Raw genomic sequence first — 12,576 nt, forward strand, 5'->3', positions numbered from 1 at the left:
CTTAAGTTTGTCAGACTGGGAGAGCGATCGCTTTATATATCGGAATTATCATAAGGTGCAATTGCACCAATAGTCAAGTATGGGTTTAGTCAGGCTGAAAATTCGCGAACTGGCGGCTGAGAAAGGCTGGACGCTCAAAGAGGTTGCTGATCGTTCTGGCGTGACGTACAACACGGTCAAAAGCTATGCCCGCCGTTCCGAGTTGTCAATGGTAGACTTTACCGCGATTTATAAGTTGGCTCGAACCTTTGATGTGATGATTGAGGATGTGGTTGAGATTTTAGAGGAGTAGACGCGATACACTTCCGTTGAACACTACTAGCGTTAAACTGCCTTGGGTTTAACATTTATTCAGCAACCCCTATTTACAACTTATGGAATTCAACAATGATTTGACTTTTTTAGCATCTCGTATCATACCTAGCTCGATAAAATAATTATGGGCTTTGTTTGCATATTCTCGTGCTTTATCAAAATTACATTTAGCCTTCTCTAGATTAGCAAAAGAAGCCAAATAATAGGCTGTTCTACGTTTGTCTTTAGCCGCTTTAACCTCATCAAATCCAATGACAAGAAGATTTTCAGCTTTATTGAATTCACCTTCAGCAATAGCAATATCAGCTAGAATTTTTTGACTGTAATTTTTCTGGCGTTGATTTTGAATTTTTTCTGATTCTTGAATCACCTGATTACAAAGAGCTTGAGCTTGAGAATATCGACCTTGCTCAAATAATACTTCTGATCGTTCTCTATCTATATAAATTTGATGAGCAATACGCTTTTCGTTTGTCAAATTTGTATCATTCAGAATTTTCTGTTCTCGGTTCAACCACTTGTGTGCTTCTTCAGGCTTTTCTAAGCGAAGATAAAGTCCAGCTAAGTGATTGGTTAAGTAGTCTAAATCATCAAAATCACCGTATTGGCGTAATTCCCATGCTTCCAATAAAAGTTTCTCGGCGTTTTCTAAGTCGTTGGGTTTACCCATCAGTAATAATGTTCGTCCCTTACGAGACTTGGCTCCCAAAGTAGTCTTATGCTCCCCTCTTAATGTAGATGCTTTAATAATCCAGCCAAGCCAGAATCGCCTATCTTGCCAATGACCTCTGAGATTAGCATAGTTATTCAAATATGACCAGAGTTCTTTAACATCTTCATAACGTTCTTCATCTTTACACCAGCGAAGAACAGCTAAAATATTTTCCCACTCTTCGTGTAAGCGATTGTACCCTGCGACAAATCGCTCTGGCTTTTTTTCTGGCTCATGATGTTTTTTAGCAAATTTTTTATACCATTCTAGCCATCGATTCAAAGCTTCTTTTTTAAACTCTTGATTTTTGCGTAATTCTGCTAAAGCATACTCACGGGTCAAAGGCAACATTATATAACGTCCTTTGTAAAGGCGTATCAGAGAAATCTGTTGCATTTTTTCTAACCCCTTATTAATTGAAATCATTGGTTCTGTACTGAGTCCAGCAACTTCAACAACTGCATCTCGATCAGGTGATTTGTGAAAGATAGCTATAGACATCAGTAACCTATATGCATGTTCATGTTGCCTCTTGAGATCATCGACTGACTGTTTAAAGCAAAAATGAGCTACATCATTATGGTTACTTTTTAAGTCTGCCAATACTGTTGTGATAGAGTTGCTCATGGCTAAACGACCCATAGTATAAATAATGACAATAGGAATCCCTCCACTAGCTTTAATCAGGTTATTTTTATCCTCATTCGTTAGAGAAATTCCTTTATCATCAGCTTGCTGCTGGATTAGTTGTTTACTTTCTCGTTTAGATAATGAATCTAGGCGAATAGGGACAAAACAAACACCTATTTGCTCACGGGTAGTAATGACTGATTTAACAGTTTTAGGTAATTCGTAAAGAAAAGATAAGACTCTATTTTTATTTTCGATTGTTTCCAGGTTATCAATAATTAATAAAACTTTTTGCTGTCGGAGTCTTTTCCTTATTCGTTCTACCTCATTTTCATGCATGATTGACGGATCATCTAATGTAATTGAAATTGTTCTCCGAATTTCTTGGAGTGTACGCTGAGGATTGAGTTTATCTAAAATTCGGTCTGGTAAAAGTTGATTTTCTTTGGCAGAGGTAAAAATAATTGCATCAAATAAGGGGATTTCACAAGTAATTTTTGAAAGGGTAGAACTATCAGATCTAGCATTTCCGTATTCTCTGTACTCAAGACAGCGATATGCTGCTTCTACAACTAAAGCCGTCTTTCCAACACCACCAATCCCATCTACTGTAATAATTGGAGCGGCATGATCCTCAGATAGGTATCTCATCAAGTCGCATAGTTCTTTTTCACGACCGATGAATTTATAATCCTGTGGGGGTAGGTTCTGATTCGGGAGTGTGCTTAAATGTTCACGACTCGGTTTAACGACAAGTGAGTCAGTAGACTCTCTGGTTTGAACAGGTGGATACCAATCATTGGGATCGACGATATCTGTGGGTTCTAGCTGGAGGACTTTGGCAATTTTCTGGATTGCGTCTTTTTGAGTTCTACGTCCCCAGTGAGGATGTAATAAATTTTTAACCTGCTGTTCGCTAACATCCGCCTCTGTTGCTAGACGTTCTTGGGTATAACTCATTTCGCGCATTTTGTTGTCAAGATGTCTCGAACCATCTTGGCTAGCCAGAAAACCTCTTCTGCGTTGCTGAGTCATAAGTGATAATTAGATGGATTTACTTCTACTGTACTCAAAAATATTCACAATGCCGATAAGTGTGGTTACGTGCGAATAAGAAATCAAGACTTATTTACATTTATTTCGTCTGGACATTAACTCACTAACCTCGATAGGCTTGAAACAAATGGAACGTTTTGAGGAGATACACTGATGTCTTTACAACATACTGCTCAAATCCTTGCAGAAGAACCAACTTCGCAACATTTACCCAACACTCTCAACTCGGTCAATGTCCCACTATCAGGTAAAAATTTGTCTGCGAAAGTAGACCAAACGTTAAAAACGTCATCCAAAATTCGCATCTGCAAAATAATGAACCATAAACTTCGCCTGTTAATTCCGTCTACCATTCATATTGATATTCCTTGGGAAACTTCGGCTTATGTGGAACAAGCCAACCAACTATTGAGTGAATGTTTTGGGGGCAGTATTTGTAAAAAATTTGTCGGTTTCTATAAAAGTAGTGATTATCGCCTCATCAGTGAGTCAATTTTTGAAGTCGAAGTTTGGATGACAGAGGCAGAACTGCTGCACCATCTTCCCAAGTTAGAAGACTTCATCCTCCAATTGCTAACAGAATTGCAACAAGAAACAGTTTTTTTGATAATTGACGATACAGCTTCACTAATAGAGAAGAGGAAAACCGATAATTTCAACGTTGAAGCCATAGCTGCATAGAATGATGGATTTAAATTCTCCCTGGTGTAAGTGCAACCCAATCTAGGTTAGCTAGCTCCTAAGTCCGCGTAGGCGGACTTTGTTTGCGTAGCCGTGACTTCCAGTCGCTGGGGTAAAAAAGGGCTTAAACGAAAAATCCCCCACCCGAAGGCAGGGGATTTATTTAATTACCTACAAGGCTTCAGTTCGCTAACCGAACTTACCCGCAGTCGAGGCAATCACAAACGCCGCGTAAGTTAAGACATACCCCACAGTAAAGTGAGCTAAACCAACCACACGAGCTTGAACGATGGACAGAGCAACCGGCTTGTCCTTCCAACGAACCAGGTTCGCCAGAGGAGTGCGCTCGTGCGCCCAAACCAACGTTTCAATCAGTTCTTGCCAGTAACCACGCCAGCTAATCAGGAACATGAAGCCAGTCGCCCAAACCAGGTGTCCTAAGAGGAACATCCAAGCCCAAACAGACAGGTTATTGGTTCCAAACGGGTTGTACCCGTTGATTAGCTGAGAGGAGTTCAGCCAGAGGTAATCACGTAGCCAACCCATCAGATAGGTTGAGTTCTGATTAAATGTAGCTACGTTGCCTTGCCAGATGCCCAGATGCTTCCAGTGCCAGTAGAAGGTTACCCAACCAATGGTATTCAGCATCCAGAACATGGCTAGATAGAAAGCATCCCAAGCGGAGATATCGCAAGTGCCGCCACGACCGGGACCGTCGCAGGGGAAGCTGTAGCCGAAGTCTTTTTTATCGGGCATCAGCTTAGAACCACGGGCATCCAACGCACCTTTGACCAGAATCAAGGTGGTGGTATGCAGACCGAGTGCGATCGCGTGGTGAACTAAGAAGTCACCAGGACCAATGGTCAGGAACAAGGAGTTCGTACCATCGTTAATCGCATCTAACCAACCGGGTAACCAAACGTTCCCGTAGTTGGGCCAAGCCGTGGTCGCAATGCTATCAGGATTGGATAGCAGCGCATCGAATCCATAGAGCAGCTTACCGTGAGCCGCTTGAATCCATTGAGCGAAAACTGGCTCAATTAGAATTTGCTTTTCAGGAGTCCCAAATGCTACAACCACATCGTTGTGAACATAGAGACCTAAGGTGTGGAATCCGAGGAACAAGGAAACCCAGCTCAAGTGAGAGATGATTGCTTCCTTGTGATCCAATACCCGTGCCAACACATTGTTCTTATTCGCTTCGGGGTCGTAGTCCCGCACCAGGAAGATTGCTCCGTGGGCGAAAGCACCAACCATTAAGAAGCCCGCAATGTATTGGTGGTGAGTATACAACGCTGCCTGCGTGGTATAATCCCGCGCCATAAACGCATAAGGCGGCAAGGAATACATGTGTTGCGCCACCAGCGAGGTAACTACACCTAAGCAAGCCAAGTGCCAACCTAACTGGAAGTGCAGCGAGTTGTTATAGGTGTCGTAGATTCCTTTGTGACCTTCACCCAACAAACCACCAAACGGGGTTCCCGGAGGGGGATTGTGCGCTGCCATGATGTCTTTCATGCTGTGTCCAATACCGAAGTTCGTCCGGTACATGTGACCCGCAATGATAAACAGAACAGCGATCGCTAGGTGGTGATGAGCAATGTCGGTCAGCCACAGGGATTCAGTCTGAGGATGGAACCCACCTAAGAAGGTAAGAATCGCAGAGCCAGCACCTTCGGACGTACCAAAGATATGGTTGGCTGTATCTGGATTCTGGGCATAAACCCCCCAGTTTCCTGTGAAAAACGGAGCTAAACCCGCTGGGTGTGGCTTGACGGACAGGAAGTTATCCCAACCCACATGCTGTCCCCGAGCTTCGGGAATCGCAACGTGAACCAGGTGACCCGTCCATGCTAAGGAACTCACCCCAAACAAACCCGCTAAGTGGTGGTTTAGGCGAGACTCAGCATTTTTAAACCAAGCCAAGCTGGGACGGAACTTGGGTTGTAAGTGCAGCCAACCTGCAAACAGGAAGACGGCGGATAGCACCAGGAGGAACAATGCCCCTTGATACAGATCCCCATTTGTCCGCATCCCTACGGTGTACCACCAGTGATACACCCCAGAGTAAGCAATATCAACAGGGTTAGACGCACCGGCTTGAGTAAACGCATCAACAGCCGGTTGACCGAATTGAGGGTCCCAAATCGCGTGGGCGATCGGACGGACGTTGAGCGGATCTTTGATCCACTGTTCAAAGTTGCCTTGCCAGGCGACGTGGAACAGACTGCCAGAGGTCCACAGGAAAATGATTGCAAGATGACCGAAGTGAGAGGCGAAAATCTTCTGATAAAGATTTTCCTCCGTCATGCCATCATGGCTCTCAAAGTCATGGGCGGTGGCAATTCCGTACCAGATTCGACGTGTTGTCGGATCTTGAGCGAGATCCTGGCTAAATTTCGGAAATTTTGTTGCCATCTGTCTTTCGTTAGGAAATCCTACAGAGACTTATGCTTTTGCTGCTCGTTTTCTGTCTTTTTTGACCCCCTGGAACCGAAGTTCCAGTTTGGGATGGGGTCGAGACAGGCAAGACATGGTGTCCTGCTTTATAGTGGTATCGATTCAAACAGCCGTCATCCGACTGATAGGATTCGTGCCAGGAAGAACGACCAAGTGGTGACAATTCCTCCTAGGAGGTAGTGAGCTACCCCCACAGCCCGACCCTGAACGATGCTCAGAGCGCGAGGCTGAATCGCTGGAGCCACTTTTAGTTTATTATGCGCCCAGACAATGGATTCGATCAGCTCTTGCCAGTAGCCGCGACCACTGAACAGGAACATCAAACTGAATGCCCAGACAAAGTGAGCGCCTAAGAACAGGATGCCATAAGCTGACAACGCTGTACCGTAGGAGTTAATCACCTGAGAGGCTTGCGCCCAGAGGAAGTCACGCAACCAACCGTTAATCGTAATGGCGCTGGCGGCAAAGTTACCGCCCGTGATGTGAGACACGGTACCATCGGACGCCACTGTTCCCCACACATCGGACTGCATCTTCCAGCTAAAGTGGAAAATCACAATCGAGATGCAGTTATACATCCAGAACAGACCGAGGAAAACATGATCCCAAGCTGATACTTGGCAAGTACCACCCCGACCTGGACCATCGCAGGGGAAGCGGAAACCCAGGGATGATTTGTCAGGAATCAAACGAGAGTTCCGGGCGTATAGCACACCTTTAAGCAGAATCAGTGCGGTGACATGAATCTGGAAGGCGTGAATATGGTGGATTAAGAAATCCGCCGTTCCCAAGGTGATGGGCATCATTGCCACTTTGCCACCCACAGCAACCATGCCACCGCCAAAGGCGTAGCTGACAGGTTCTAGGGCATTGGGAGCGGTTCCGCCGGGAGCTAGGGTATGCAAATGCTGCACCCACTGAGCAAAGATCGGTTGGAGTTGAATCCCCGTATCCGAGAACATATCTTGAGGACGACCAAACGCTCGCATCGTGTCGTTGTGAACGTACAGACCGAAGCTATGGAAGCCGAGGAAGATACAAACCCAGTTCAGGTGAGAAATAATCGCATCCCGGTGACGAAGTACCCGATCTAACAGGTTATCCACATGAATATTCGGATCGTAGTCCCGCACCATGAAGATCGCTGCGTGAGCAGCCCCCCCAACGATACAGAATGCACCAATCCACATGTGGTGGGTAAAGATGGACAATTGCGTTCCATAATCGGTGGCTAAGTACGGATACGGAGGCATCGCGTACATGTGATGCGCCACGATAATGGTCAGCGAACCGAGCAGCGCTAAGTTCCAGGACAGTTGAGCATGCCAGGAGGTGGTGAAGATCTCATACATCCCTTTGTGGCCTTGACCAGTGAAGGGACCTTTATGAGCTTCCAGAACTTCCTTAAAGCTATGACCAATTCCCCAGTTCGTCCGGTAGAAGTGACCTGCGATGATAAACAGAACCGCGATCGCTAAGTGGTGATGCGCGGTGTCTGAGAGCCACAATCCACCTGTGGTTGGGTTTAACCCACCTTTAAAGGTGAGGAAGTCAGCATACGCCCCCCAGTTCAGGGTGAAGAAAGGCTTCAACCCTTGCTCGAAACTGGGATATAACTCTGCCATCAAGCTCTTGTTCAGGATGAACTCGTGGGGGAGAGGAATATCCTCAGGAGCTACCCCAGCATCCAGTAGCTTGTTGATCGGCAGAGAGACGTGAATCTGGTGACCCGCCCAACCTAATGATCCACAACCTAACAATCCAGCTAAGTGGTGGTTCATTACGGACTCTACATTCTGGAACCATTCCAACTTGGGCGCCCGCTTGTGGTAGTGGAACCAGCCAGCAAACAGCATGAGGGCTGCCATGACTAGACCACCAATAGCGGTGCAGTAGAGTTGGAATTCATTCGTGATTCCAGATGCACGCCAGATTTGGAAGAATCCTGACGTGATTTGAATGCCGTGGAACCCGCCACCGACATCCGCATTCAAAATGTCTTGACCCACGATGGGCCAGACTACTTGAGCGCTTGGCTTGATATGAATTGGATCAGTAAGCCAAGCTTCGTAGTTGGAAAACCGAGCGCCATGGAAATACATGCCGCTCAACCAGACAAAAATAACCGCTAGGTGACCGAAGTGAGCGCTAAAGATTTTGCGCGATACATCTTCTAGGTCACTGGTATGACTATCGAAATCATGAGCGTTCGCGTGAAGGTTCCAAATCCAAGTGGTGGTTTTTGGTCCCTTGGCTAGGGTACGGTCGAAATGTCCCGGTTTAGACCACTTCTCAAATGAAGTAGGAACGGGATCTTTATCAACTGTTACCTTTGCCTTCGTGTCCCGCTCAGGAGGGCTGATTGTCATCAGGAGTCTCCTCTCTATACAAGGAACGAGAAATATCCAAAAGGAAGTTTGCTTTTTTATCAATTTAGCGGAAAGTACCGCTTTTGGCGTAACTTTCCTGGAAAAACGATATCCCCGTTGAAATCTAGGGGATAACTCTTTTGTTGATGATAGGTCTTGCTGGAGGCAGTCTTGGGCTGCACTTAACAAAAATTCAAATTTCAGCAAATCAAGGTCTACTTTGGGTTTTGATTTGAGCAAACTCCCAAAAAAGTCAAGAGTGTGATCGATAAAATTTACAAAACTAAACAATAGATGGGTTTAATCTCAGATTGGTCATTCGTCCTTCGTCCTTCGTTATCTCCCCCATCCATCATGTAGAGGAGGAGTAGAGGAGGAGCCATTGTTCGCTATAGTTCCTAATGAGCAGAATTAGTTGAGGAGATGGTGTGTTGGCTAGGAATCTCTGGTGGAAAACAGTAAGAGCAATTTGTTCAGTCGTACTGGTAGTAGTACTGATGGTGGGACTGGTGGCATGTGGCGATCGCACCGAAACCTTACCCCCCATTGAAGAGGAAGTCCCACCGCCAACCAAACCAGTGGCACAACTTTCAGAAGTCGCCCCACCCCCAGTGATTCAGCAATTGAACCGCCGCTTAGAAAGCTATCAGCCTCAAGTCACCATCTTGAGTCCCACTCCGGATCAGATTCTCCAAGACACCACCGTCTCCGTAAAATTCCAGGTGCAGGACTTACCCCTGTTCAAAAACCCAGAATTAAACATGGGTCCTCATCTCAACGTAATTCTTGACAATCAGTCTCATATTCCGGTTTACAACGTCGATAAACCCCTAATCTTGGAAGACTTATCCCCCGGAACCCACACCCTAAGAGTGTTCGCCGCTCGTCCTTGGCATGAAAGCTTTAAAAATGAAGGAGCCTACGCTCAAACCACATTTCACGTATTTACCAAAACTGACGATAATAATCCGGTAGCCAACCTACCGCTTTTAACCTACAACCATCCCCTAGGCAGCTATGGTACTGAACCTATCCTGCTCGACTACTACCTGACAAATGCTCCCCTGCACCTTGTCGCCCAAGAAAACCCAGAAGACGAGATTGTCGATTGGCAAATTCGCGTCACCATCAATGGTGAAAGTTTTACCCTTGATCGCTGGCAGTCCGTTTATCTCAACGGCTTTAAACCCGGTAAAAACTGGGTGCAGCTAGAGTTTCTGGATGAGCAAGGAAATCCGGTTAAAAACGCCTACAATAACACAGCGCGGCTAATTAGTTATCAACCGGGGGGCAATGACACACTCTCTCAGTTAATGCGGAACGAACTCTCTATTGAAGTTGCCCGTAGCCTTATCGATCCCAACTATAAAGTTCAAGCCGCACCAACACCCACGCCAGAAGTAACCCCGACACCCGCCCCTGAACCGACTCCATCGCCTACAGTAGAGCCAACACCAATACCGTCAGTGTCTCCCACTCCTGTTGAAGAAGAACCAACGGTTGAACCAGAGATACCCGAAGAAATTCCCACCCCTGAACCCGAAACACCTGTTCAAGAAAAACCAATACCTGAAACCAAAACAGGGGAAGACTCTCCCACAGTCGTAGAACCTGCTACGCCCGATGAAACCTTCCCCTCAGCCAAAGACTTGGAAACTCCTGAAGCCACACCCACAGACAAATCCCCCACCCGTGGCTTTTTCAATCGCTTCTATCAAACCATCCGGGAACGATTCCAAAAACCCAAAGTGTCTCCTACCCCATCCCCTGAACAACCAGAAGAACTAGAAACACCGTTACCTGAACCTGAAGTTTTGCCAGAGGAAACAGAGTCGCCGCCCGAACCCCAAGCCGATAGAGAACCTGTAACTTCACCCCAGATAAATCCTGATGAAACATCGGATATCGTGACTGAGGAAACCAAATCTCAGCCAAAACCCGAAGCATCTACACCCCTTGATAAAACCCAAACATCGCCACAGGAACCCCAAGCCGATAGAGAACCTGTAACTCCATCCCAAAAAACTCCTGAGGAAGCCTCGGATATCGTGACTGAGGAAACCAAATCTCAGCCAGAACCCGAAGCATCTACACCTTTGGATAAAACTCCAACATCCCCAGAAAAACCCCAAGCGGAAACCGAACCAGTAACTCCAGCCCCAAAAACTCCTCCACAGCCATCTGAAGTGATTCCAGAGGACACGGAATCGAACCCAGAGACAACCAAAACTGTCCCAGAAGAGGCAACAGAAAAATCAGTAACTCCCGATAAACCATTACCGCCGGAATCCCCTGAATCGGAAGAAAACACGCCAACTCCCTCGCCAACACCAACAATTAAGCCTGTCGTTCCTGACGCTGACTTGCCACCAACCTTACCCGAACTGATTGAAAGATAATGCGAATAACTGGCTTCCCCATAGAACAAAAAGCGAAGATTTCTTTGGTCTCTCCCATGGAAAAAAAGCGAAGCATCCTCTGGCTTCCCCGTGCAAAAAAAGCGAAGCAACATCTGGTCTCCCCCATGGAACAAAAAGCGAAGCAACATCTGGTCTCCCCCATGGAACAAAAAGCGAAGCAACATCTGGTCTCTCCCATGGAAAAAAAGCGAAGCAACATCTGGTCTCCCCCTTTTGAAGGGGGACGGAAGGGGGATCTCAAGGGGCACGGAAAGCAGATTACATCTGTTGCGAATACTTGGAAAAACGGTATTACGGTGAACGGTGGGTTAGGATCTCAGCAGTAAGCAATGAACAATCACTGAGAATCGCATGACACCACGGGTTCGAGCGCCAGAACTTCCCCAAGACAGCATCTGGTTAAATACCAATCACCCGCTTTCCCTGACGAATTTGAAAGGGCGAGTGGTGATTCTCGACTTTTGGACGTACTGCTGTATTAACTGTCTCCATGTTCTGCCAGACTTAAACTATTTAGAACAAAAATATAAAGATAGTCTGATTGTGATTGGTATTCACTCAGCTAAATTTGATAACGAAAAAGATGCAGAAAATATTCGTCAGGCAATTCTTCGCTACGATGTCGAGCATCCCGTTGTTGTAGACTTTAATGGTAATCTCTGGCAGCAGTATGCGGTTCGGGCGTGGCCCACGTTAATTGTGATTGACCCAGAAGGATATGTGATTAGAGACGTGGCGGGAGAAGGGAATCGAGAGGTTCTCGATCAACTCATAGGGGAACTGATTCAGAAACACCAGCACAAAGGCACAATGACAATGGAGCCACTTCATTTCACCTTGGAAAAACAGCAACATCCCCTGACCAATCCTTTGGCATTTCCCGGTAAAGTCCTGGCTGATGAATTTAGCGATCGCCTATTTATTGCTGACTCTGGTCATCATCGCATTCTGGTGAGTACGTTGACAGGTGAAGTATTAAATATTATTGGTACAGGTGAACCGGGATTGACCGATGGTACGTTTGCTGAAGCCCAATTTTTTGCGCCTCAAGGTATCACCCTAGATCCCGACAACCAGCGTCTTTATGTAGCAGATACGGACAATCATTGCTTGCGCTGCATTCATCTAGAAACTAAGCAAGTTGAAACCATCGCGGGTACTGGAGAGCAAAGTCGCCAGATTCAACCCCATAGCGGTTTAGGGTTACAGACAGCGTTAAATTCGCCGTGGGATATTGAAATAATTGATAATCGCCTGTTGATTGCGATGGCGGGTTCTCATCAAATCTGGGAAATGCAGCTTGAAACGGGTGAGATTGGCACTTATGCGGGGACAGGTGCAGAAGCTTGCTTAGATGGGTCACTTAATGAAGCCGCCTTTGCTCAACCCAGTGGGATTACCAGCGATGGTCGAGAACTCTACGTGGCTGATAGTGAAGTCAGTTCGATTCGGGGAGTGGGTCTAATTAATAATTTACCTGTGCGGACAATTTGTGGCAGTGGTGAACTGTTTGAGTTTGGCGATCGCGATGGTCACAAGTCAGAGGTACGACTCCAGCACTGTTTAGGAGTGGAATATACGCAAAATTACCTCTGGGTAGCGGATACTTATAATCACAAAATTAAGCGCGTCGATCCGACTACAGGGAGTTGTCAGACGTTATTAGGTAACGGAAAAGCGGGACACCGTGACGGTCAGAGTCATGAGGCGGAGTTTGCCGAACCTTCTGGAGTCAGTGCGATCGCGGCTCGTCTCTACATCGCTGATACGAATAATCATGTCATCCGTTGCGTTGATTTGGGTACGTTAGAAGTGACCACTTTAAATTTGAGCGGGTATTAGGTCTTTTGCCTGTTACCTATTACCTTTTTACACGACAGTAGGGGTACGGCATTGCCGTGTCCTCTTCTGTGCTGCTAAAAGATTGCAATTT

The 12,576-nt window shown here is 46.2% G+C and carries 8 protein-coding genes; 5 read left to right on the plus strand and 3 right to left on the minus strand.

Translation table 11 applies throughout. The annotated features are described in order from the left end of the window. The first annotated feature begins 79 nt into the window (after window positions 1-79). On the plus strand, window positions 80-292 hold the full coding sequence (locus RH949_RS01580) for a helix-turn-helix domain-containing protein (protein WP_006106074.1): 213 nt from the start codon (window positions 80-82) through the stop codon (window positions 290-292). Window positions 293-361: 69 nt separating this feature from the next. On the opposite strand, the gene RH949_RS01585 is transcribed toward RH949_RS01580, so the two are convergent. Then, window positions 362-2,692, minus strand: coding sequence for a tetratricopeptide repeat protein (locus RH949_RS01585; protein WP_083799245.1), 2,331 nt, complete (start codon window positions 2,690-2,692; stop codon window positions 362-364). Window positions 2,693-2,866: 174 nt separating this feature from the next. Here RH949_RS01585 and RH949_RS01590 point away from each other — a divergent pair, with 174 nt between their 5' ends. Then, window positions 2,867-3,394: a hypothetical protein gene (locus RH949_RS01590; protein ID WP_446351706.1), complete on the plus strand. Its 528-nt coding sequence runs from the start codon at window positions 2,867-2,869 to the stop codon at window positions 3,392-3,394. A gap of 189 nt (window positions 3,395-3,583) precedes the next feature. On the opposite strand, the gene psaB is transcribed toward RH949_RS01590, so the two are convergent. Together psaB and psaA are read right to left on the minus strand one after the other, a co-directional pair. Then, a complete protein-coding gene (gene psaB, locus RH949_RS01595; RefSeq protein WP_446351707.1) occupies window positions 3,584-5,812 on the minus strand; it encodes a photosystem I core protein PsaB in 2,229 nt (742 codons plus the stop codon). Between the two features lie 155 nt (window positions 5,813-5,967). Further along, a complete protein-coding gene (gene psaA / locus RH949_RS01600) occupies window positions 5,968-8,223 on the minus strand; it encodes a photosystem I core protein PsaA (protein ID WP_446351717.1) in 2,256 nt (751 codons plus the stop codon). Between the two features lie 431 nt (window positions 8,224-8,654). Between psaA and RH949_RS01605 the strand changes: the two genes are divergently transcribed. The 3 genes from RH949_RS01605 to RH949_RS01615 are packed head-to-tail and all read left to right on the plus strand — an operon-like array spanning window position 8,655 to window position 12,485. After that, window positions 8,655-10,622, plus strand: a complete 1,968-nt coding sequence (locus tag RH949_RS01605) for a hypothetical protein (protein WP_446351708.1) — start codon at window positions 8,655-8,657, stop codon at window positions 10,620-10,622. Further along, window positions 10,622-10,969, plus strand: a complete 348-nt coding sequence (locus tag RH949_RS01610) for a hypothetical protein (RefSeq protein ID WP_446351709.1) — start codon at window positions 10,622-10,624, stop codon at window positions 10,967-10,969. The genes RH949_RS01605 and RH949_RS01610 overlap by 1 nt, the downstream gene beginning before the upstream one ends. A gap of 25 nt (window positions 10,970-10,994) precedes the next feature. Then, entirely contained in the window at window positions 10,995-12,485 is a 1,491-nt protein-coding gene (locus RH949_RS01615) for a thioredoxin-like domain-containing protein (protein WP_006106155.1), read from the plus strand. Window positions 12,486-12,576 lie beyond the last annotated feature (91 nt).

This window comes from Coleofasciculus sp. A1-SPW-01, assembly GCF_040217205.1.
GTDB lineage: Bacteria > Cyanobacteriota > Cyanobacteriia > Cyanobacteriales > Coleofasciculaceae > Coleofasciculus > Coleofasciculus chthonoplastes_A.

Excerpts from the sequence above, each read along its gene's own strand:
- RH949_RS01580 (WP_006106074.1), top strand. The coding sequence starts at position 80 with ATGGGTTTAGTCAGGCTGAAAATTCGCGAACTGGCGGCTGAGAAAGGC.
- RH949_RS01585 (WP_083799245.1), bottom strand. The coding sequence starts at position 2,692 with ATGACTCAGCAACGCAGAAGAGGTTTTCTGGCTAGCCAAGATGGTTCG.
- RH949_RS01590 (WP_446351706.1), top strand. The coding sequence starts at position 2,867 with ATGTCTTTACAACATACTGCTCAAATCCTTGCAGAAGAACCAACTTCG.
- psaB (WP_446351707.1), bottom strand. The coding sequence starts at position 5,812 with ATGGCAACAAAATTTCCGAAATTTAGCCAGGATCTCGCTCAAGATCCG.
- psaA (WP_446351717.1), bottom strand. The coding sequence starts at position 8,223 with ATGACAATCAGCCCTCCTGAGCGGGACACGAAGGCAAAGGTAACAGTT.
- RH949_RS01610 (WP_446351709.1), top strand. The coding sequence starts at position 10,622 with ATGCGAATAACTGGCTTCCCCATAGAACAAAAAGCGAAGATTTCTTTG.
- RH949_RS01615 (WP_006106155.1), top strand. The coding sequence starts at position 10,995 with ATGACACCACGGGTTCGAGCGCCAGAACTTCCCCAAGACAGCATCTGG.